At 71.8% G+C, this 21,087-nt stretch carries 17 protein-coding genes, 2 tRNA genes and 1 pseudogene; 13 read left to right on the top strand and 7 right to left on the bottom strand.

Annotated features, from left to right (window positions below; translation table 11 throughout):
* The first annotated feature begins 66 nt into the window (after window positions 1–66).
* From gyrA to C2142_RS19310, 7 genes and pseudogenes are all read left to right on the top strand, one after another.
* Window positions 67–2,587 (top strand): annotated as a pseudogene (gene gyrA, locus C2142_RS19340) (DNA gyrase subunit A).
* 150 nt (window positions 2,588–2,737) lie between these two features.
* Window positions 2,738–3,472, top strand: coding sequence for a DUF3566 domain-containing protein (locus tag C2142_RS19335; RefSeq protein ID WP_148643817.1), 735 nt, complete (start codon window positions 2,738–2,740; stop codon window positions 3,470–3,472).
* Between the two features lie 289 nt (window positions 3,473–3,761).
* Entirely contained in the window at window positions 3,762–5,147 is a 1,386-nt protein-coding gene (locus C2142_RS19330) for a cyclopropane-fatty-acyl-phospholipid synthase family protein (RefSeq protein ID WP_148643816.1), read from the top strand.
* 16 nt (window positions 5,148–5,163) lie between these two features.
* Window positions 5,164–5,240, top strand: a tRNA-Ile gene (locus tag C2142_RS19325).
* A 126-nt stretch (window positions 5,241–5,366) separates the two neighbouring features.
* Complete coding sequence (locus C2142_RS41985; protein WP_346766383.1) at window positions 5,367–5,996, top strand: DUF6191 domain-containing protein; 630 nt, start codon at window positions 5,367–5,369, stop codon at window positions 5,994–5,996.
* Window positions 5,993–6,121 carry a DLW-39 family protein gene (locus tag C2142_RS40010; protein WP_014137031.1) on the top strand — a complete coding sequence of 43 codons (129 nt, stop codon included), beginning with the start codon at window positions 5,993–5,995 and terminating at the stop codon, window positions 6,119–6,121. The genes C2142_RS41985 and C2142_RS40010 overlap by 4 nt, the downstream gene beginning before the upstream one ends.
* Before the next feature lie 191 nt (window positions 6,122–6,312).
* Window positions 6,313–6,385 (top strand) — tRNA-Ala (locus C2142_RS19310).
* An 89-nt stretch (window positions 6,386–6,474) separates the two neighbouring features.
* Here C2142_RS19310 and C2142_RS19305 read toward each other — a convergent pair.
* Window positions 6,475–7,335: a DUF5324 family protein gene (locus C2142_RS19305; protein ID WP_148643814.1), complete on the bottom strand. Its 861-nt coding sequence runs from the start codon at window positions 7,333–7,335 to the stop codon at window positions 6,475–6,477.
* Window positions 7,336–7,613: 278 nt separating this feature from the next.
* Between C2142_RS19305 and C2142_RS19300 the strand changes: the two genes are divergently transcribed.
* Window positions 7,614–8,513, top strand: coding sequence for a rhomboid family intramembrane serine protease (locus C2142_RS19300; protein ID WP_148643813.1), 900 nt, complete (start codon window positions 7,614–7,616; stop codon window positions 8,511–8,513).
* A 330-nt stretch (window positions 8,514–8,843) separates the two neighbouring features.
* Here C2142_RS19300 and crgA read toward each other — a convergent pair whose 3' ends face one another.
* A complete protein-coding gene (crgA, locus tag C2142_RS19295) occupies window positions 8,844–9,095 on the bottom strand; it encodes a cell division protein CrgA (RefSeq protein ID WP_148643812.1) in 252 nt (83 codons plus the stop codon).
* Window positions 9,096–9,273: 178 nt separating this feature from the next.
* Here crgA and C2142_RS19290 point away from each other — a divergent pair, with 178 nt between their 5' ends.
* The 5 genes from C2142_RS19290 to C2142_RS19270 all read left to right on the top strand — a co-directional run bounded on the left by C2142_RS19290 (window position 9,274) and on the right by C2142_RS19270 (window position 13,237).
* Window positions 9,274–10,029 (top strand): DUF881 domain-containing protein, encoded by a 756-nt coding sequence (locus tag C2142_RS19290; protein ID WP_241003226.1) that lies wholly within the window; start codon window positions 9,274–9,276, stop codon window positions 10,027–10,029.
* Between the two features lie 98 nt (window positions 10,030–10,127).
* Window positions 10,128–10,304 carry a hypothetical protein gene (locus tag C2142_RS19285; protein WP_174315663.1) on the top strand — a complete coding sequence of 59 codons (177 nt, stop codon included), beginning with the start codon at window positions 10,128–10,130 and terminating at the stop codon, window positions 10,302–10,304.
* 55 nt (window positions 10,305–10,359) lie between these two features.
* Window positions 10,360–11,022, top strand: coding sequence for an aminodeoxychorismate/anthranilate synthase component II (locus C2142_RS19280; protein WP_148643810.1), 663 nt, complete (start codon window positions 10,360–10,362; stop codon window positions 11,020–11,022).
* Window positions 11,023–11,027: 5 nt separating this feature from the next.
* Window positions 11,028–12,335, top strand: coding sequence for a class E sortase (locus C2142_RS40005; RefSeq protein WP_241002662.1), 1,308 nt, complete (start codon window positions 11,028–11,030; stop codon window positions 12,333–12,335).
* Between the two features lie 152 nt (window positions 12,336–12,487).
* Window positions 12,488–13,237, top strand: a complete 750-nt coding sequence (locus tag C2142_RS19270) for a class E sortase (protein ID WP_241003225.1) — start codon at window positions 12,488–12,490, stop codon at window positions 13,235–13,237.
* A 132-nt stretch (window positions 13,238–13,369) separates the two neighbouring features.
* On the opposite strand, the gene pknB is transcribed toward C2142_RS19270, so the two are convergent.
* The 5 genes from pknB to C2142_RS19245 form a co-directional block, all read right to left on the bottom strand.
* Window positions 13,370–15,514: a Stk1 family PASTA domain-containing Ser/Thr kinase gene (gene pknB / locus C2142_RS19265; RefSeq protein WP_148643809.1), complete on the bottom strand. Its 2,145-nt coding sequence runs from the start codon at window positions 15,512–15,514 to the stop codon at window positions 13,370–13,372.
* A gap of 259 nt (window positions 15,515–15,773) precedes the next feature.
* Window positions 15,774–17,231, bottom strand: coding sequence for a penicillin-binding protein 2 (locus tag C2142_RS19260; protein WP_148643808.1), 1,458 nt, complete (start codon window positions 17,229–17,231; stop codon window positions 15,774–15,776).
* Complete coding sequence (locus tag C2142_RS19255) at window positions 17,228–18,712, bottom strand: FtsW/RodA/SpoVE family cell cycle protein (RefSeq protein ID WP_148643807.1); 1,485 nt, start codon at window positions 18,710–18,712, stop codon at window positions 17,228–17,230. Before C2142_RS19255 ends, C2142_RS19260 begins: the two co-directional genes overlap by 4 nt.
* Before the next feature lie 141 nt (window positions 18,713–18,853).
* Window positions 18,854–20,494: a protein phosphatase 2C domain-containing protein gene (locus C2142_RS19250; protein ID WP_148643806.1), complete on the bottom strand. Its 1,641-nt coding sequence runs from the start codon at window positions 20,492–20,494 to the stop codon at window positions 18,854–18,856.
* A 53-nt stretch (window positions 20,495–20,547) separates the two neighbouring features.
* Window positions 20,548–21,087 carry an FHA domain-containing protein gene (locus tag C2142_RS19245; protein WP_148643805.1) on the bottom strand — a complete coding sequence of 180 codons (540 nt, stop codon included), beginning with the start codon at window positions 21,085–21,087 and terminating at the stop codon, window positions 20,548–20,550.

The following is a 21,087-nucleotide window of genomic DNA, read 5'->3' as shown; positions in this document are numbered from 1 at the left end:
CGTCCCGACGGCGAGCAGCCGGACGCCGCCACCACCACGGACACCTTCGTCTCCCGGGTCGAGCCGATCGAGCTCGAAACCGAGATGCAGCGTTCCTACCTCGACTACGCGATGAGCGTGATCGTGAGCCGCGCGCTGCCCGAGGTCCGCGACGGCCTCAAGCCGGTGCACCGGCGCGTGCTCTACGCGATGTACGACGGCGGGTACCGCCCCGAGAAGGGCTACTACAAGTGCGCCCGCGTCGTCGGCGACGTCATGGGCAACTACCACCCGCACGGTGACACCTCGATCTACGACACCGTGGTCCGCCTGGCCCAGCCGTGGTCGCTGCGGATGCCGCTGGTGGACGGCAACGGCAACTTCGGCTCCCCGGGCAACGACCCGGCGGCGGCCATGCGCTACACCGAGTGCAAGATGATGCCGCTGGCCATGGAGATGATGCGCGACATCGACGAGGAGACCGTCGACTTCGCCGCCAACTACGACGGCCGCTCGCAGGAGCCCACCGTCCTGCCCGCGCGCATCCCCAACCTGCTGATCAACGGTGCCACCGGCATCGCGGTCGGCATGGCCACCAACATCCCGCCGCACAACCTCCGCGAGGTCGCCTCCGGTGCGCTCTGGGCGCTGGAGCACCCGGACGTCTCCAACGAGGAGCTGCTGGAGGCCCTGATCGAGCGGATCAAGGGCCCGGACTTCCCGACCGGCGCCCTGATCGTCGGCCGGCGCGGGATCGACGAGGCGTACCGGACCGGGCGCGGCTCGATCACCATGCGCGCGGTGGTCGAGGTCGAGGAGATCCAGGGCCGCCAGTGCCTGGTGATCACCGAGCTGCCCTACCAGGTCAACCCGGACAACCTCGCCCTGAAGATCGCCGACCTGGTCAAGGACGGCAAGATCGCCGGCATCGCCGACGTCCGCGACGAGTCCTCCTCGCGCACCGGCCAGCGCCTGGTCATCGTGCTCAAGCGCGACGCCGTCGCCAAGGTCGTGCTGAACAACCTCTACAAGCACACCGACCTGCAGACCAACTTCGGCGCCAACATGCTGGCCCTGGTCGACGGCGTGCCGCGCACGCTCTCGCTGGACGCCTTCATCCGGCACTGGGTCAACCACCAGGTCGAGGTCATCGTCCGGCGCACCCGGTTCCGGCTGCGCAAGGCCGAGGAGCGCGCGCACATCCTGCGCGCCCTGCTCAAGGCGCTGGACATGATCGACGAGGTCATCGCGCTGATCCGGGCCTCCGAGTCGGCCGACGCGGCCCGCAGCGGCCTGATGAACCTGCTCACCATCGACGAGATCCAGGCCAACGCGATCCTGGAGATGCAGCTGCGCCGGCTGGCCGCCCTGGAGCGCCAGCGGATCATGGACGAGCACGACGAGCTGCAGCGCAAGATCGACGAGTACAACGCGATCCTCGCCTCCCCGGTCCGCCAGCGGGAGATCATCTCCGAGGAGCTCACCGCGATCGTCGAGAAGTACGGCGACGAGCGGCGTTCCACCCTGATCCCCTCCGACGGCGACCTCCGAGGACCTCATCGCCGAGGAGGACATCGTCGTCACCATCACCCGTGGCGGCTACGTCAAGCGGACCCGCTCCGACCTCTACCGCTCGCAGAAGCGCGGCGGCAAGGGCGTGCGCGGCGCCCAGCTGAAGCAGGACGACATCGTCGACCACTTCTTCGTGACGACGACGCACAACTGGATCCTGTTCTTCACCAACAAGGGCCGGGTCTACCGCGCCAAGGGCTACGAGCTGCCGGACGCCGGTCGCGACGCCCGCGGCCAGCACGTGGCCAACCTGCTGGCCTTCCAGCCGGAGGAGCACATCACCCAGGTGATGGCGGTGCGCACCTACGAGGACAAGCCGTACCTCGTTCTCGCCACCCGGGCCGGCCTGGTGAAGAAGTCCGCCCTGAAGGACTACGACTCCCCGCGCTCCGGCGGCCTGATCGCGATCAACCTGCGCCAGGACGAGCACGGCCGGGACGACGAGCTGATCGGCGCCGAGCTGGTCTCCGCCGAGGACGACCTGCTGCTGGTCTCCCGGAAGGCCCAGTCGATCCGGTTCACCGCGACCGACGACGCGCTGCGGCCCACCGGCCGCGCCACCTCCGGCGTCAAGGGCATGTCCTTCCGCGAGGACGACGAGCTGCTCTCGATGAACGTCGTCCGTCCGGGCACGTTCGTCTTCACCGCCACCGACGGCGGCTACGCCAAGCGCACCGGGGTGGACGAGTACCGTGTCCAGGGACGCGGCGGCTACGGCACCAAGGCGGCGAAGATCGTCGAGGGCCGGGGCTCGCTGGTCGGCGCGCTGGTGGTCGACGACACCGACGAGATCATGGCGATCACCCTGTCGGGTGGGGTGATCCGCACGAGGGTTTCCGAGGTTCGTGAAACCGGACGTGACACCATGGGCGTCCAACTGATCAACCTCGGAAAGCGCGATGCGGTCGTGGGCATGGCCCGCAACGCGGAGGCCGAGGACGAGGAGTCGCTGGAGGACGAGGTCGCAGGCGCCGAGTCCCCCGAGGTGGCCGAGGGTACGGAGACGGCGGCCGGCGGCGAGGACGCCCAGGCCTGATCCGAACCGTGGGCCGGTGTCGCAGCGTCGAGAAGAATGGGCGCGGCGGCACCGGCCGCCGACCAGTTCCGGGCAATCCCGCCGGGCGCTGGATGACGAGTGACGACGCAGGACGGTGTTGCCGTCCTGGTGGGAAGTGCGGGAGGACCAGTGAGTGGAGCCACGGGTGCTGCGGGAGGAGCCACCGGCGGCCGTCCGGGCGCAGCACAGGGCGGCGGGGGCTACGGGGTGCCGCAGCCGCCGGCCGAGCACCCGGCTTCGTCCACCTCGCTGATGCCACCGGTCGGTCCGGCGGGTCAGGGCGGGGCGACGTACGGCGGCCAGCCGGCCACGCCCCCGCCGTCGGGCGCGGGCGGGTTCTCGCAGCCGACCACGTACGCCAAGGGGCAGCCGACGCCGCCGCGGGGTACCCGGGTGAGCGGTAACACCCCGCCCGGCGGCACGCCGGTTCCCGGCGGTGCCGCGCGCCGTCCGGCCGCCGCGCCGGCCGCGGCCGGGCCGGGCCTGGGCCGGACCCGCAAGGCCCGGCTGCGGATCACCAAGGCCGACCCGTGGTCGGTCATGAAGGTCAGCTTCCTGCTGTCGGTGGCGGTCGGGATCATCATCATCGTGGCGGCCGCCGTGCTGTGGATGACGCTGGACTCGCTCGGCGTCTTCGACTCGCTGACCAAGACCCTCAAGGAGGTCACCGCCGGCGAGGCCCCCAACAGCGGCATCAACCTGATGGACTACGTCGGGTTCGGCAAGGTGATGACCTTCACCTCGCTGATCGCCGTGGTCGACGTGGTGCTGCTGACGGCGCTCTCCACGCTCTCGGCGTTCATCTACAACGCCGCGGCCGGCTTCACCGGCGGCATCGAGCTGACCCTGGCCGAGGAGGACTGACCTCCGGCCGGGAGGAGCCGTTTCCGGCCACCGTGGCCGGTGGCTGACCCACGGTCAGGAATTCCCGGGTGTACGGAATGAGCGGGCCCCGCAGGCTGTTCCAGCCTGCGGGGCCCGTCGGCGTTCGGGTGACAGCCGACCCCCGCGGCGTGCCGCCCGGATCGGCGTCCGCCACGGTGGGATTTGCTGGGTGCGCTCGTGTCGAGTTTCCGAGTGCCGCAGGCCGCCCCCCGGTCCGAACGGCCGGGGAGGGCACGGCTGTGCAGGTACGGCTGGACGGAGGCGCGCGATGGCTCAGCTCGCAAGGCAACTGGTCGAGGCCCTGGAGGGGCTCCTGGGGGTCCCGGTGCCACTGCGGGTGCAGGTCTGGGACGGCAGCACGGCCGGGCCGCCGGGGGCGCCCACCGTCGTGCTGCGCAACCGGCGCGCGCTGCGCCGCCTGCTCTGGCAGCCGGGCGAGCTGGGCCTGGCCCGGGCCTACGTCGCGGGTGACCTGGAGGTCGCGCCCGGGACCGACCTCTACGAGGTGCTGACGGCGGTCGCGCACTTCTCCGAACGGCCCGAGATCCGCCTGCTCCGGCTGGGCCCGGGCGACGTGCTCGGCCCCAAGGGCCGTGCGGGGCTGCGGGCCCTGCTACGGGCCGGTGCGCTGGGCCCGCAGCCCATCCCGCCGCCGGAGGAGGCCGGGGCGGTCCAGGGGCGGCTGCACAGCCGCAGCCGGGACCGCGCGGCCATCAGCCACCACTACGACGTCGGGAACGACTTCTACGGCCTCGTCCTGGGCCCGTCGATGGTGTACTCCTGCGCGTACTGGGAGCCCGCCGCGAAGAGCCTGGAGGCGGCCCAGGAGGCCAAGCTCGACCTCATCTGCCGCAAGCTCGGCCTGCGGCCGGGGATGCGGCTGCTGGACGTCGGCTGCGGCTGGGGCTCGCTGGTGCTGCACGCGGCCGGGCACTACGGCGTCACGGCGGTCGGTGTCTCCATCTCCGAGGAGCAGGTGGCGCTGGCCCGCCGGCGGGTCGAGGAGGCCGGTCTGGCCGACCGGGTGGAGATCCGCCTCCAGGACTACCGGGAGGTCCCGGACGGCCCGTTCGACGCGATCTCCAGCGTCGGCATGGCCGAGCACGTCGGCACCGAGCAGTACCGGGTCTACGCCGCGGGCCTGTACCGGCTGCTGGTGCCCGGGGGCCGCCTGCTCAACCACCAGATCGCCCGCCGTCCCAACCACCCGGGTGAGCCGTACCGCCCCAGCCCGTTCATCGACCGTTACGTCTTCCCTGACGGCGAGCTCTCCCCCGTCGGTTCCACGGTGGCCCGGCTGGAGGAGGCCGGCTTCGAGGTGCGCGACGTCGAGTCCCTGCGCGAGCACTACGGGCTGACCCTGCGCGAGTGGGTGGCCAACCTGGAGGTGCGCTGGACGGAGGCCGTCCGGCTGGTCGGCCGCGGCCGGGCCCGGGTCTGGCGGCTCTACATGGCGGCCTCCGCGCTCGCCTTCGAGGAGAACCGGATCGGCGTGAACCAGATCCTCGCCGTCCGCACCGGCCCCGAGGGCGCCGCCCGTCTCCCCGCCACCCGCGAGGAGTGGCTGCTCCGCCCCGCCACCACCCCTCACCAGCAGACCCCTGCCGCGAGCCCCGCCGGACCGGATTTTGGAGATCGGCCGTCGGTCCGCTAATCTTTCAGTGCGGCAAGGGCCTATAGCTCAGACGGTTAGAGCGCTTCCCTGATAAGGAAGAGGCCACAGGTTCAAGTCCTGTTAGGCCCACCACCGCGAAGGGTCCGGAGCGATCACGCTCCGGGCCCTTCGGCGTTCCCGGGGGCCGGAGGAACTGCACGCCGGGCCCGGGAGTTCTCCGGGTGGTGGGGGCGGACGGGCACGGCGGGCGGTGACGGTATGGCGTTGTTCTGGGCGATGAGCATTCCCGGGCTGGTCTGCGCGCTGGTCGTGCTGGCCTTCGTCGACCAGACGGCACTGTGGGCGCGGAAGTCGCGCTGGATCCCGTGGCGGGGGACGGGCCGGGAGGGGCAGGTCTCGGCGACCGGGTTCGAGCAGCTGCACGCGCAGTTCGCGGCGGGCAAGCAGCACGGGCTCGACGAGCGGCGCAGCACCCTGATGCTGCGCGACGAGGAGGGCGAGGGGGCGCCGCCGAGGACCAGGGTGGACCTGGCGGCCGGTACCGCCGTGGTGGTGCCGCCGACGCGGGGCCAGCCGCCGGGGGCCGGCCGGTGCGGGGCCGGTGGACGACCCGTGCGGGCCGGGCCGGGGGCGCCGTCGGGCCGGGCTCGGGCCGGGCCGACCGTACGACAGAAGGTGCGGCGTCAATCCTCCGGCCGGACCGGTCGGTTGGAGGCAGCGGCGGCTGGTCACGATTGGGACACTGGTGTGTATCATCGGCCGCAAGGGCAGTCTGGCACCCGGCAGCCCGTTCGTGCTCGTAACACATCATGGACTCGTCGGCCCGGCCATCCGGTCGGAGCACGGCTGTTGAGTCCGCTACGCAAGAAGGACGAGGTCCCGCGGTGAAGAAGCTTCTCCTGGTCGCCCTGGTCGCCCTCGGCGGCTTCTTTGTCTACCGTCAGGTCCAGGCGGACCGCGCCGAGCAGGACCTGTGGACCGAGGCCACCGACCCGGTCCCGGCCGGTCGCTGAGGACCCGGACGATCTGACGATCGACGATCTTCGGAGGCGCCGCACGGCGTCTCCCGGGCCGGCCGGCCCGGTCGTGTGACCGGGCCGGCCGGTGTTCCCGGCACCGTCGGGGCGTGAGGTTCCGGGGAGGGCGTGGGATTCCCGCCGGAACCCGGTACGCTAGTGCCCGACGGTGCGCACAGTGCCGTCGAGGGGCTTTAGCTCAGTTGGTAGAGCGCTGCCTTTGCAAGGCAGATGTCAGGAGTTCGAGTCTCCTAAGCTCCACAGTGGAACAGCCGATCGGCCGCCGACCTGAATCCGGGTCAGCGGCCGATCGGCGTTTTGGGGCGTGCGGGGCGCCCGGGGCGGGCCGGTCAGTGCGGCTTGCGCGGGTCGTGCGGCTTGGGGCGGTCGTCGTCGGGGGCGGGCTTGCCGGGCGGCGGGCCGGGCTGGGGGGCGGCGGTGCCCGCCTCCGCGTGGGGGCCGGCGGCGTCGGACCCGGCGGCCGAGCCGTTCACCTGGGCGTCGGCCGGGCCGGCGCTGCCCGAGGCGTGGGCGCCGGAGTTACGGGACGTCGTGGCCGTGGAGTCGGTGGCCGCGGTCCGCTCGGCGGCCGGGGGCTCGACCAGCCACTCGGGGTTGCTGTGGTGGCGCCACCACTGCCAGGCCACGATGCCGCTGCCGATCGCGAGGGCGCCGGCGACCGCCAGGCCGGTGGCCCAGCCGCTGCGGTGCTCCTTCCTGACGTTCCGGGCGGCGAGCTCGCTGATCTCGGCGGAGGTGACGTTGCCGTGCAGGGCGGTCAGCGCGGCGGCGCCGCGGGTCTGGGCCTCCACCGCCACGGGGACGACGGCGGCGCGGGCCTCCTCGACCGCGTGGACGACCTTGGGGCCGATCGTGGTCCGGGCCTGGTCGGTGGCGCGCGCCGCGGAGAGCCGGGCGGCCAGGGCGGCCTCCTGGGCGCGGTGCAGGGCCTTGAGGGCGTTCTGCTGGGCCTCGGGTGGCAGGCTGGCGAAGGCGTGACCGAGCTGCGGGGCTACGTGCCTGTCGTACTGGACGCGGGCGCTGTGGGCGGCGTGGGCGGCCTTCGGCCCGATCGCGTCCATGGCGGGGCCCAGCCGCTGCTTCGCGCCGTCCGCGAGGTGCACCGCGGTCACCTTGGCGGTCACGGCGTAGGGCGCGAGGGTGTCCCGGGTCTTTCCGGCCGTCTCACGAGCTGAGTCCAAACGGGTCACGAGTCTCTCCTCCTCGGTGGCGTCCTATATGCACATATCCACCTGAATGCTGATCATGCATGGTGATTTGTCCCGCAGCACTCCGGGATGGGCCGTACGCGGGGCGGTGCGGGAGGAGGGAGACCGGGGCGGCGCCGGCGGAGACCGGGACGGGGAGGGGTGAGGCCGGGGCCGCCCGGGGCCGATCCCGTCGCAGTACGCTGGCGATGCCGGTGTACCCCGTTCGGCGGGGCGCCGCCGGGATTGCGTAGCAGGCGTGCGAGAAGGGGAAACCGCTGATGCTCCCGGACGAGCCCAGGCCGCCGACGGACCGGACCCCGGAACCCGGGGGCGGCCTGGCGCACTGTTACCGGCACCCCGGGCAGGAGACGGGCATCGGCTGTTCCCGCTGCGGCCGGCCGATCTGCCCGCAGTGCATGGTGAGCGCCTCGGTGGGCTTCCACTGCCCGGAGTGCGTCCAGGGCGCCAACCGCGAGGTCCGGCAGGCCACCACCCGGTTCGGCGGGCAGCTGGCCGCGGACGGTGCGCTCGTCACCAAGGCCCTGATCGGGGTCAACCTGGTGGTCTTCGTCCTCGCCGCCTACGTGCTCAGGCCGTGGCTGTCCGAGGATCTCTCGCTGTTCAGCGTGGGCCCGCAGATCACCGGGTTCCCGTACGGCGTCGCGGCCGGGCCGGACCAGTGGTACCGGCTGCTGACCGCGACCTTCCTGCACGTCGAGCTCTGGCACATCGCCACCAACATGGTGATGCTCTGGGTGATCGGGCCGGCGCTGGAGGCGGCCCTCGGCCGGATCCGCTTCCTGGCGGTCTACCTGGTCTCGGGCCTGGCCGGCAGCGCCTTCGCCTTCCTGCTGGCCGGCGGGTTCATGAACTCGCTGGGTGCCTCCGGCGCCATCTTCGGCCTGCTCGGCGCCACCGTGGTGATGTACAAGCGGACCAGGATGCCGCTCGGCCCGGTGGTCGCGCTGCTGGTCTTCAACCTGATCGTCACCTTCTCGGTGACCGGCATCGACTGGCGCGCGCACCTCGGTGGGCTGATCGCCGGGACGCTCACCGCGATCGGCCTGATGTACGCCCCGCAGGACCGCCGGCTGCCCGTCCAGGCGCTGACGGTGGCCGCGATGGCGGGCCTGGTGCTGGCGATGGTCCTGGTCGGGATGGCCCGCTACGGCGGGTGACGCGCCCGGACGTTTGTCCACAGCGTGTGGGAAGTCGTGCACAGCCAGTTGGGCGAGTGCCCTGTGGACTGCTGTTCTACGCGTGTCCTGCTGTGCCTATTCGGCATTCGGGGGATGGCGTGCGGGGGTGTGGAAAGGGCGCGCGGCGCAGGTTATCCACAGGCCGGGAGGACTTTTCCCCAATGTGGATAACCATGTGGATAAGCGCGATAAGCGGGATAACCGGATGGTGGAAGTCCGGGCGCACGGCCGCGTCCGGGCGCACCGCAGCGCCGCCCCGGGCGGAAGTCCTTCCGGGGCGGCGCTTGCGCGCTCAGGGCTGGAGCCCCGTCACTTCCACTGGGTGGAGACGCCGAACCCCGCCGCGATGAAGCCGAAGCCCACCAGGATGTTCCAGTTGTGCCAGCTCTCGACCGGCCAGCTGCCACTGGTCACGTAGTAGGTGACGATCCACACCAGTCCGACCAGGAACAGGGCCAGCATCAGGGGGGCTACCCAGCTGCGGCCCGTGCTGATCTTCACCGCGACGGCCGTGGTCGGCGGGGTGTAATCGGACTTCTTGCGGAGTCGAGACTTCGGCACGAGGAGCTCTCCTGTCGATGCGCTGTGAGACCGCGCAGGGGTTCAGCGGGGGTCGGGCGGCCGGCATGGCGGTTGTGGAGAACGCTAGGGGGACCGCCCCCGCACATGCCACCGGCGTCCGTTAGCGTAGTGGCTCGGCGGGTCCGAAGGAGATAAGGGTACGGTGACTAATTTGTCGATTCCCCCTCGGCCTGCCAGTAGTCGCTCCTCCGGCACCCGAATTGTCGGCCGTGCCCTGACCTGCGCCGTTTTTGCGCTCGCCGGGCTGCTCTTCTACATCAGCGCGCAGACCGCCCGCGGGACCGACCTGCGCACCGACAACTCGTTGCTCAGTCTCAGCGACGTGATACGCCAGCGCAGCGCGCAGAACCAGCAGTCCCAGGCGCAGCTCGCCGACCTCCAGGCCCGCTCGCAGGAGCTCACCGAGCAGCAGGGCGGCAACCCCGCGGACGTCTCCCGGCAGGACGCGCTCCGGCAGGGCGCCGCGCTGGAGCCGCTCCAGGGGCCCGGCCTCACCGTGACCCTCAACGACGCCCCGCCGAACGCCACCGCGCGCATCCCCGGGGTGCCCGAGCCCGGCGTCAACGACCTGGTCATCCACCAGCAGGACATCCAGGCGGTCGTCAACGCGCTCTGGCGGGGCGGCGCGGAGGGCGTGCAGGTGATGGACCAGCGGCTGATCTCCACCAGTGCCGTCCGCTGCGTCGGCAACACCCTGCTGCTCCAGGGCCGCGTCTACTCGCCGCCCTACGTGGTGAAGGCCGTCGGGAGGACGGACGCGCTGCGGACGGCGGTGGAGGCGGACCCGACGATCCGCAACTACCTGCAGTACGTGCAGGCGTACGGGCTGGGCTGGAAGGTCCAGGAGAGCGGCGACCTCACCGTGCCCGGCTACTCCGGCACCGCCGACCTGCGCTCGGCGGGCGGCCAGTAGCGCACGCCCGCGCTCGGGTGCCAGTGCGGGAAGCCCGCCCCGCGGCCCCGGATCACGGGTCTACTCTTGAGCCCAGTCTGTTACGTCGAGGGAGCACCATGTACGGCTGGATCTGGCGTCACCTTCCGGGGAACACCCTGGTCCGGGCCTTCATCTCGCTGCTCCTCGTCCTGGGGCTGGTCTACCTCCTCTTCACGTACGTCTTCCCGTGGGCGGAACCGCTGCTCCCCTTCGGCGACGTCACAGTGGACGGCGGCGACGGCGCCGCGGGCTGACCCGGCGGCACTGCTCCTCCTCCCAGCCCCCGCATCCCACGGAGATAGCGCGCGAATGACCACCCAGCCGAGCCAGCCCCGCATCCTGGTCGTCGACAACTACGACAGCTTCGTCTTCAACCTGGTCCAGTACCTCTACCAGCTCGGCGCCACCTGCGAGGTGGTGCGCAACGACGAGGTGACGGTCGAACACGCGGTGCGCCGCGACGGCGGGACGGGCTTCGACGGGGTGCTGCTCTCCCCCGGGCCCGGTGCGCCGGAGGAGGCCGGGGTCTGCATCGAGATGGTGCACCACTGCGCGGGCATCGGGCTGCCGGTCTTCGGCGTCTGCCTGGGCCTGCAGTCGATCGCCGTCGCGTACGGCGCGGTGGTCGGCCGGGCGCCCGAGCTGCTGCACGGCAAGACCTCCCTGGTGGACCACGAGGACGGCGGGGTCTTCGAGGGCCTGCCCTCGCCGCTCACCGCGACCCGGTACCACTCGCTGGCGGTCGAGCCGGCCACCGTGCCGGACGAGCTGGTGGTCACCGCCCGGACCGGGAGCGGCGTGATCATGGGCCTGCGGCACCGTGAACTGCCGGTTGAGGGGGTGCAGTTCCACCCCGAGTCGGTGCTCACCGAGGGCGGCCACCGGATGCTCGCCAACTGGCTGGCCGAGTGCGGCGATCCGCAGGCCGTCGGCCGTTCGGCCGGGCTCGCCCCGGTGATCGGCCGGGGCTGAGCGGCGTGACCGCGGTGCGTCCGGAGGGGCGTTACCAGTCGGGGGCGGGCCCGCACGAGGGCGGCCGGTACGGCTACTCCCAGGGCCACGGCGGCCCGTACGGGCCGGAGAACCCGCAGTACGGCGGGCCCGGAGCCGACCGGCAGCACCAGCAGGACGGCCAGTTCCAGCAGGGGGGCCAGCAGGGGGCCCAGCAGAGCGGCCAGTACCGGCAGGACGGCCAGTACGAGCAGTACGACCCGTACCAGGCGCAGCAGCCCGCCCAGGGCGCGGCCGAGGACGGCTGGGGCGTCTACGAGCAGGCCGGGCCGCCCGGGCCGCCCGGGCCGCCCGGGCAGCCCCAGGAGCCCCTGGAGCCCCGTCAGGACGGCTCAGGAGCCCCTGACGCGGCCGGGGGGCCCGACGGCCCCGGTCAGCCCGAGTACCCCTGGCTGGCCGACCAGACCCTCCAGCTGCGCCTCCTGCCGGCCACCGCCGGTGCGGCCGGGCCGCCGCCCGGCGGCCGGGCGGAGCGTCGGCGGGCCGCACAGGGCCGGATGGCGGTGCGTTCGGGCGGCGGTCGCCGCCGGGCGGGCGGCCGGGCCGGCGCCGGGGGAGCGGCACGCCCCAAGGAGCCGGTGGCCGTGGTGGCCGCCCGGTTCGTCGGCGAGCTCTGCATCACGCTCGGCCTGGTGATGCTGCTGTTCGTCTCCTACCAGCTCTGGTGGACCAACGTGCAGGCCGACGCGGCCGCCGACGGCGCCCGCAACCAGCTGGAGCAGCAGTTCGGCTCCCCCCAGCCGGCGCCCGGCGCGTCCGGGCAGCCGGCGCCGGACCCCGCCAAGCCCGAGACCTTCGAGCCCGGCAAGGGCTTCGCGATCGTCTACCTGCCGAAGCTGGGCCTGAAGTTCCCGATCGCCGAGGGCACCTCCAAGTCGGCGGTGCTCGACAAGGGCCTGGTGGGCCACTACACCGGTACCGGGATGCCGGCCGACAAGACCGGCAACTTCGCGCTCGCCGCGCACCGCAACACCCACGGCGAGCCGTTCCGGCACATCAACCAGCTCACCAAGGGCGACAAGGTCGTGGTGGAGACCGCGACCGCGTACTACACGTACGAGGTCACCGGCGGCATCCCGGAGACTCCGCCGTCCAACGTGAGCGTGATCAAGCCGGTGCCCAACGGCTCCGGCTACGGCCAGCCCGGCCGGTACATCACGCTGACCACCTGCACCCCGGAGTTCAGTTCCAAGGCCCGGCTGATCGTCTTTGGCAAGATGATCGAGGAACGGCCGCGGAGCCAGGGCAAGCCGGCCGGGCTCACGGCCGGCTAGCGGCCGCGGCAGCGCGGTGCGGCGGCGGACGGCCGCCGCACCGGTCGACAGGGACGAGGGGGAGCACAGTGACCCAGGACGCGACGGCGCAACCGGTGGCCGAGGAGGCCCTCCCGCCACCGCCTCCCCCCGGCCGGGCCCGCGGCCGCGCGCTGGCCGCGCTGGGGGTCTTCGGCGAGCTGCTGATCACCGTCGGCCTGGTGCTGGGCCTGTTCGTCGCGTACTCGCTCTGGTGGACCAACGTGCAGGCCGACGCCTCCGCGGACCGGGCCTCCGACCGGCTGCGCAGCTCCTGGGCGGCCGGCCCGACCGCCGCTCCCACCGCTCCCGCCACGCCCGCCCCGGCCTCCCCGGGGGCGACGGCGTCCCCCAGCCCCAGCGCCTCGGGAACGCCGGGCCCGGCCTACGGCGCGGGTGAGGGCGTCGGGTTCCTGCACGTCCCGGCGATGGGCAGGGACTACCAGGTGCTGATCCGGATGGGCACCGACACCGACACCCTGGCCGAGGGCGTCGCCGGGGTGTACGAGCAGCCGTACCGCGCGGCGATGCCGTGGGACGAGACCGGCAACTTCGCCCTGGCCGCGCACCGGGACGGCCACGGGGCGAAGTTCCACGACCTGGACGCCGTCCACAAGGGCGACGCGATCGTGGTCGAGACCAAGGACAAGTGGTACGTCTACAAGGTCGACAACACCCTGCCGGAGACGTCCAAGTACGACACCGGCATCGTCGCGCCCGTCCCCAAGGGCTCGGGCTACCAGGGCCCGGGCCGGTACATCACGCTGACCACCTGCACGCCGGTCTACACCTCGCGCTACCGGATGGCCGTCTGGGGCAGCCTGGTGCGGGTCGACGAGATGGACGCCAAGCGGACGCCCCCGCCGGAGCTGCGCCACTCCTGAGCGCCCGCCGGAGCCGCGCCGCTCTCCCGAGCACCCGCCGCTCTGCCGGGCACCCGCCGGAACGCCCGAGGGCCCGTCGCAGCGACTGCGACGGGCCCTCGGGCGTTGCCTCAGAACCAGGGGAACCAGGGCTTAGGGGTTTCCCCCTTTGGGGAAGGTGGCGGATGGGGTGGGGGTGTCCCCTTTGGCGGGCTCCGCCGGCTTGGTCATCAGGATCACCTGCGTGTTCGGGTCCAGCTGGGTGCCCGCCGGCGGGTTGCTGCCCAGGACCACCGAGTTCGGGTCCTGCGGGCCGACCACGCTGTAGCCGAGGCCGGCCTTCCCCAGCTTGTCGATCGCTTCCTGGAGCTTCTGGTTCTGCAGCGGCGGGACGGTGGCCTTCTCCGGTGCCTTGAGGACGGTCAGGATGATCTTCGCGTTGGCCGGGGCCTTGCTGTTGGCCGGGATCGACTGCGAGACGACGGTGTTGACCTTGGTCGGGTCGTTGGTCGTCGCGGTCTTCGAGGCGTCGACCTGGAAGCCGGCGCTCTCCAGCGCGGCCTGCGCGGCCTCCTTCTGCTGGCCGACCACGTTGGGCACGGTGACCTTGGTCTTGCCCTGCGACACGGTGAGCTTGACCGGAGCGGTCGGGTCACCGGGCGCGCTGGCCGCCGGGTCCTGGGCGGTGACCGTCTCCTGGGGAGCGGTGTCGTCGTCCTTGTACTCGGTGGTGACGTTGGTGAAGCCGGCGTCGGCGAGCGCCTTGGTGGCCTGGTCCTTGGTCTTGCCGACCACGTTCGGCACGTTCGCCTTGGCCGGGCCGGAGGAGAGCTGCACCGTGATCGCGGCGCTCTCGGCGACCTGGTTGCCGGCCGTCGGGTTCTGGGTGCAGACCTGGTCCTTCTTGACGGCGGCGTCCGGGCAGGCGATCTTCTCGCCCTCGGTCACCACCAGCTTGGGACCGGCCTGCTGGGCCGCGGTCTTGGCGTCCGCCAGGCTCTTGCCGACCAGGTTCGGCGCCGTGACCTTGGGCGCGTCCTTCTTGTCGTCCTTCTTCGTGTCGCTGAACATCGCCTGGGCGACGAAGAAGGTGCCGACCAGGACCAGCACGGCGGCGACCGCCAGCACGATCCAGGAGGTGTTGCTCTTCTTCGGGGGCTCCTCGCCGCGCCGGCCGCCGCGGCCGTAGCCGTCGTCGTAGCCGTCGTTGCCGCCACCGCCCTGCCCGCCGGCGTAGGTCTGGCCGTAGCCGTCGTCCGGGTAGCCGGGCTGCTGGCCGTAGCCGGGCTGGCCGCCGGCCTGCGGCAGCATCGTGGTGGGGCCGCCGGGCTGCTGCTGCGGCAGCACGTTGGTCTGGCCGTACGGATCGTGCTGCTGCGGGTAGCCGTTCTGGTCGTAGCCGTACCCGGCAGCGGCGCCCATGCCGTACGCGGCGGCCTGCTGGGCGGCGGCCACCGGCAGGCCGTCGAGGAAGCGCTCGATGTCGTCGCGCATCTCGTCGGCGCTCTGGTACCGGTAGTCGCGGTCCTTGGCGAGCGCCTTCAGCACGATCGCGTCGATCTCGGGGCGGACCTCGGGGTCGAAGGCGGACGGCGGCTGCGCCTCCTCCCGGACGTGCTGGTACGCCACCGCGACCGGCGAGTCGCCGACGAACGGCGGGCGCACGGTCAGCAGCTCGTACAGCAGGCAGCCGGTGGAGTAGAGGTCCGAGCGGGCGTCGACCTGCTCGCCCTTGGCCTGCTCGGGGGAGAGGTACTGGGCGGTGCCGATGACGGCGGAGGTCTGCGTCATGGTCATACCGGCGTCGCCCATCGCCCGCGCGATGCCGAAGTCCATGACCTTGACGTTGCCCTGCCGGGTCAGCATGACGTTGGCCGGCTTGATGTCGCGGTGCACGATGCCGGCCCGGTGCGAGTACTCCAGGGCCTGGAGGATGCCGATGGTCATCTCCAGCGCGCGCTCCGGCAGCAGCCGGCGGCCGGAGTGCAGCAGCTCGCGCAGGGTCGACCCCTCGACGTACTCCATCACGATGTACGGGATGGAGATGCCGTCGATGTAGTCCTCGCCGGTGTCGTACACGGCGACGATCGCGGGGTGGTTCAGCGACGCCGCCGACTGTGCCTCACGACGGAAGCGGGCCTGGAAGGACGGATCGCGGGCCATGTCGGCCCGGAGCGTCTTCACTGCGACGGAACGGCCGAGCCGGGAGTCATGGGCGAGGTACACCTCGGCCATGCCGCCGCGTCCGAGGACGCCGCCGAGCTCGTACCTGCCGCCTAGGCGGCGAGGCTCTTCCATAGTTCCGACCCTCTCCCTCACCCGCCGGTGAGGTTGTGACGTAGGTGTCCCCGCACGCTCCGAGTGACGCCGGCCCGGCCCCGGGTGGTTCTGCGATCAGGACCCTGTGACGCCTCGCGGGCGGCAACGGGCACACCCGCTGCTTGCGGATACGCTACCGCCCGGACCGCGCCGGACCGGAGTCGGCCGTCGGCCGATACCAGACCGGTATCCGGACGGGGGTGCCGATCGTGACATTCCACTCAGTCGCGGCCGCTCCCTACTTGCCGAGTGCGGCCTGCATCACCGCCTTGGCGACCGGTGCGGCCAGCCGGCCGCCGCTGATGCCGTCACGGTTGTTGGAGCCGTCCTCGACCACGACCGCCACCGCGACGGACTGGCCGTCGGCGGTCTTGGCGTACGAGGTGAACCAGGCGAACGGCAGTCCGGAGTTGTCCTCGCCGTGCTGCGCGGTCCCGGTCTTGCCGCCGACGGTCAGGCCCGGGATCCTGGCGTTCTTGCCGGTGCCGTTCTCCACGACCGAGACCATCATGTCCTGGAGCTTCTGTGCGGTCGCCGGGCTGATCGCCTGCGAGAACTGCTTCTCGGTGTGCTTCGAGATGGTGGTCAGCGAGGCCGAGCGCTCCTGGTCGACCAGGTACGGCTGCATCAGCGAGCCGTTGTTGGCGATGGCGGCGGAGACCATGGCCATCTGCAGCGGGGTGGCCCGGGTGTCGTGCTGGCCGATCGAGTCCAGCGCGACACCGTCCGGGGTGGAGTTGGTCGGGAAGACGCTCTTCTCGGAGCGGACCGGGGTGTCCACCGTGCTGTTGAAGCCGAACTTCTCGGCCTGCGCCCGCATCTTCTCCTTGCCGAGCTCGGCGCCGATCTTGCCGTACACGGTGTTGCACGACCAGTCCATGGCGACCTTGACCGTGGCGTTCTCGCAGGGCTCGTTGTCGCTCTCGTTCTTCAGCTCGGTCTTGGTGCCCGGCAGGAGGTACGACTTCGGGGTCTGCGTCTGGTCGTCGATGTTCTGGAACACGCTGTTCTCGAACGCCGCCGCCGCGGTGACCAGCTTGAACGTCGAGCCGGGCGGGTACGTCTCGCGCAGCGCGCGGTTGAGCATCGGCTTGTTCGGGTCGGCGTTGAGGTCCGTCCAGGCCTTGGAGTCGGCCGACTCGCTGCCGGCGAAGACCCCGGGGTCGTAGGACGGGGTCGAGACCAGCGCCAGGATCGCCCCGGTGCGCGGGTCGAGGGCGACCACCGCGCCCTTCTTGTTGCCGAGGCCGTCGAAGGCCGCCTTCTGGGCCTTGGCGTTGATCGTCGTGACGACGTCGCCGCCCTTCTTCTGCTCCCCGGTCAGCATGTCCAGGGTGTTGCGGAAGAACAGCCGGTCGTCGGTGCCGGAGAGGATGCCGTCCGACAGCTGCTCCAGCTGGCTGGAGCCGAAGGACTGCGAGGAGTAGCCGGTCACCGGCGCGTACATCGGGCCGTCGACCCAGGAGCGCTTGTACTTGTAGCGCAGGCCGTTGACGAAGTCGGACTGGGTGACCGGCTGCCCGCCGACGATGATGTTGCCCCGCGGGTGGGCGTACCGGTCGTAGACCTGGCGCTTGTTGTTCTTGTTGGTGGCCCAGGCGTCGGCCTGGACGCCCTGCACCCAGTTGGTGCGCACCATGAGGGCCAGGATCAGGACGAGGCAGAAGATCGAGACCCGGCGGATCGGCTTGTTCACGAGACGGGTCCCCCCTGGAGCTCGGGCGTGGGGGCGGGTTCCACCCCGGGTCGGCGGGCGCTGTCGCTGATCTTCAGCAGGATCGCGACGAGGGCCCAGTTGGCGACCACCGAGGACCCGCCCTGGGCGAGGAACGGCATGGTCATACCGGTCAGCGGGATCAGGCCGGTGACACCGCCCGCCACCACGAAGACCTGGAGCGCCATGGCCGAGGAGAGGCCGACGGCGAACAGCTTCCCGAACGGGTCGCGGGCGGCGACCGCGGTGCGCAGGCCGCGCTGGACCAGCAGGCCGTAGAGCATGAAGATCGCCATCAGGCCGGTGAGCCCCAGCTCCTCGCCGAAGGAGCCGAGGATGAAGTCGCTCTTGGCGGCGAAGTCGATCAGCCAGGAGCGGCCCTGGCCGAGGCCGGAGCCGGTTACCCCGCCGGAGCCCAGCGCCATCAGCGACTGGCCGATCTGTTCGGTCGAGCCCGGTGGCGGTTTGGGCGAGAAGGCGGCCATCGGGTCGAGCCAGGCGTCGATGCGGGTCTTCACGTGGCTGGCCGTGGAGGCGACCAGGGTGGCGCCGCCGACGGACATCAGCAGGCCGAAGATGATCCAGCTGGTCCGCTCGGTGGCGACGTAGAGCATCACCACGAAGAGACCGAAGTACAGGAAGGACGAGCCGAGGTCGTTCTCGAAGATCAGGATCAGCAGGCTGAGCAGCCAGATCACGATGATCGGCCCGAGGTCGCGGCCGCGCGGCAGGTAGAGGCCCATGAAGCGGCGGCTGGCCAGGGCCAGGGCGTCGCGCTTCACCATCAGGTAGCCGGCGAAGAAGACGGTCAGGATGATCTTGGCGAACTCACCGGGCTGGATGGAGAAGGCGCCCATCCGGATCCAGATCTTGGCGCCGAAGTCCTCCTTGCGGGCCGGGAAGAAGGCCGGCGCCGCGAGCAGCACCAGGGCCGCCGCCATCGAGATGTAGGTGTAGCGCTGGAGGACCCGGTGGTCCTTCAGGAAGATCATCACGAAGATGAAGAACGCCACCCCGAGGCCCGACCACATCAGCTGGTTGGCGGCCGCGGGGTAGTTGTTGTGCAGCAGCTTCCCGGCCTTGTCGAGCCGCCAGATCATCACCACGCCGAGCCCGTTGAGCAGGGTGGCGATGGGCAGCATCAGCGGGTCCGCGTACGGCGCGAAGCGGCGCATCAGCAGGTGGGCGATCAGTGCCAGCGCGCCCATGCCGAGGCCGTAGCCGAGCATGCCGGCGGGCAGCGAGTCGTCCATCGCCAGGCCCACGTTGGCGTACGCCAGGACCGGCAGCACCACCGCGAAGGCCAGCATCGCCAGCTCGGTGTTGCGCCGGTTGGGCGTGCCCTGGGGGGAGATGGTGGTGTTGCCCCGGCGCCGGGAGGACGCGCGGTCGGCCGGAACGTTCCCGGCCCGGCGGTCACCGGAGCGGTTGTCCGAGCCGCTGCTCACGTCGGAGGTGCTCATGCGCCCACCCCGATTCGCTCGGCAGGGGTCTGTGACCGCACGCGCCCATCGTTGATTCGCTCGCTTCGCTTGCTCACTTGGTGGCCGCTCCCTGACGGCCGGCAGGCCCGCTCCGGGCGGGCCTATGTCGGGTCGCGGCCGTCACGGCTTCGGGCAGGAGTCGGCCCTCTGCCGCTCCTCGTCGCTGAGACCGGGCAGGTCGCTCTGCGGCCCGGTGGCCGGAGCGGCGGCGCTCTGGCTGGGGGCAGCCGTGCTCGGGGTCGGTGTCGGGGTGGGGGTGGAGGTCGCGCTGGGCGCGGCCGCCGGTCCCCGGACGGTGGCGGACGGGCTGGGTGAGGTGGCGGTCACGAACCCGACGTGCGACACCGCCGCGGCGGGCGTGGCGCCCGGCTGCCCGGTGGTCGTGGCGCCGGGGGCCTGGTTGGCCGTGCCGGCCCGGATGTCGGCGACCTTGTGGCAGAACGCGGCCTGCTCGCCGAGCTTCTTCGCCTTGTCGTCGGCGTCGCCGAGGCTGCTGGCCGAGATGGTGTTGGTGACGTGGGTGCGCTGGTCCTGCGGCAGGTACTTGAGTTCGACGTCCTTGTACGACGTGTGCACCGAGGACAGGCTGAGGCCGGCCAGGCTCTGGTTGAGGCCCTGGTAGACCGCGACGTGGTCGCCGTCCACACCGACGTAGTACTGGTCCTGGGTCCACTGGTAGCCGAAGAACCCGGCGCCGCCGAGCAGGCCCAGGGTGACCAGGGCGACCACCGAGAGCTTGAGCGCCTTGCCCTTGCGCTTCGGCCGCTCCTCGTCGTCGAACTCCTCGGTGCCGTAGACCGGGGGCTCGCCCGCGCCGTAGCCCTCGGCCGGGCCGAAGCCGGCCGGGGCCGCGCCGTAGCCGTCGTAGCCCTCGGCGGGGCCGAAGGCACCCTGCGGGGAGCGCCCGAGGCCGGCCGCCCGGCCGGCCGGGGTGTCCCGGATCGACCGGTCGGCGGCGGCCGAGGACGGCGGGGTCTCGGCGACCGCGCCGACCACCACGGGGACGTCGTTGAACTGGCCGCTCAGGGTGTCCGTGACGCCGACGTCGATGACGTCCGCCACGATGCAGGTGATGTTGTCCGGGCCACCGCCGCGCAGCGCGAGCTGGATCAGCTCTTGCACGGTCTGCTCGGGGGAGTAGAAGCTCCCGAGGGTGTCCTGGAGGGTCTGGTGGCTCACCGGGCCGGAGAGGCCGTCGGAGCAGATCAGGTAGCGGTCGCCGGCCCGGACCTCGCGGATCGACAGGTCGGGCTCGACCTGGCCGCGGCCGTCCAGCGCGCGCATCAGCAGCGAGCGCTGCGGGTGCGTCTCGGCCTCCTCGGGCGTGATCCGCCCCTCGTCGACCAGCCGCTGCACCCAGGTGTGGTCCTGGGTGATCTGCACCAGCGAACCGTCCCGCAGCAGGTAGGCGCGGGAGTCGCCGACGTGCACCAGGCCCATCCGCTGCCCGGTCCAGAGCATCGCGGTGAGGGTGCAGCCCATGCCCTCCAGCTGCGGGTCCTCCTCGACCATCTGCCGGAGGCGGTCGTTGGCGCCCTGGACGGCGTCGCCGAGCAGGGTCAGCAGGTCGGCGCCGGGCACGTCCTCGTCCAGGCGGACGATCGAGCCGAGCACCTCGGAGGAAGCGACCTCGCCGGCCGCGGCGCCGCCCATGCCGTCGGCCACGGCCAGCAGCCGCGGCCCGGCATAGCCGGAATCCTCGTTCCCCTCCCGGATCAGCCCCTTGTGGGAGCCGGCGGCGAAGCGCAGCACCAGGGTCATGCGACCTGAGCCCCCCTCTGGGTCATGGACGGGATGCTGTCCCTCATGCGCTACTACTTCCGCAGTTCGATGACGGTCCTGCCGATACGGATCGGCATGCCAGGCTGGAGCGGCGTCGGCGCCGTGAGGCGCTGCCGGTCCAGATAGGTGCCGTTGGTGGAGCCTAGATCCTCGACCGTCCACTGCCCAGTCTGATCCGGATAGATCCTGGCATGCCGGGAGGACGCGTAGTCGTCGTCCAGCACGATGGTGGAGTCGTGCGCGCGGCCCAGAGTGATGGTCTGGCCCTGCAGCGCGACGGTGGTTCCGGCCAGCGATCCCGCCACCACGACCAGCTGGGTCGGGGCGCCACGGCGGCGCCCGCCGCCCTGGGTCTGCTGCGCCGCGGGGGCACCGGACGGGCCCTGCGGGGCGCGCCCGGGTGCGGGGGCCGGCGCAGCGGCCGCCGTGGCGGCACCGCCGCGGCGGGAGGACCGGGGGTTCACCCTGGTCCCGAACAGGTCACTGCGGATCACCTGGACCGCGACGATGACGAACAGCCACAGTACGGCGAGGAAGCCCAGCCGCATGACCGTGAGGGTCAGTTCTGACAT

This window comes from Streptomyces sp. CB01881 (assembly GCF_002953255.1).
In the GTDB taxonomy this organism is placed as follows: Bacteria; Actinomycetota; Actinomycetes; order Streptomycetales; family Streptomycetaceae; genus Kitasatospora.
The sequence above is the reverse complement of the archived record's forward strand: the minus strand, read 5'-3'. Positions and strand labels throughout refer to the sequence as shown.

Bases quoted from the DNA above. Each gene is read 5' to 3' on its own strand.
- C2142_RS19330 (WP_148643816.1), top strand. From the start codon at position 3,762: ATGGCTCAGCTCGCAAGGCAACTGGTCGAGGCCCTGGAGGGGCTCCTG.
- C2142_RS41985 (WP_346766383.1), top strand. From the start codon at position 5,367: ATGGCGTTGTTCTGGGCGATGAGCATTCCCGGGCTGGTCTGCGCGCTG.
- C2142_RS19300 (WP_148643813.1), top strand. From the start codon at position 7,614: ATGCTCCCGGACGAGCCCAGGCCGCCGACGGACCGGACCCCGGAACCC.
- C2142_RS19285 (WP_174315663.1), top strand. From the start codon at position 10,128: ATGTACGGCTGGATCTGGCGTCACCTTCCGGGGAACACCCTGGTCCGG.
- C2142_RS19280 (WP_148643810.1), top strand. From the start codon at position 10,360: ATGACCACCCAGCCGAGCCAGCCCCGCATCCTGGTCGTCGACAACTAC.
- pknB (WP_148643809.1), bottom strand. From the start codon at position 15,514: ATGGAAGAGCCTCGCCGCCTAGGCGGCAGGTACGAGCTCGGCGGCGTC.
- C2142_RS19255 (WP_148643807.1), bottom strand. From the start codon at position 18,712: ATGAGCACCTCCGACGTGAGCAGCGGCTCGGACAACCGCTCCGGTGAC.
- C2142_RS19250 (WP_148643806.1), bottom strand. From the start codon at position 20,494: ATGACCCTGGTGCTGCGCTTCGCCGCCGGCTCCCACAAGGGGCTGATC.
- C2142_RS19245 (WP_148643805.1), bottom strand. From the start codon at position 21,087: ATGTCAGAACTGACCCTCACGGTCATGCGGCTGGGCTTCCTCGCCGTA.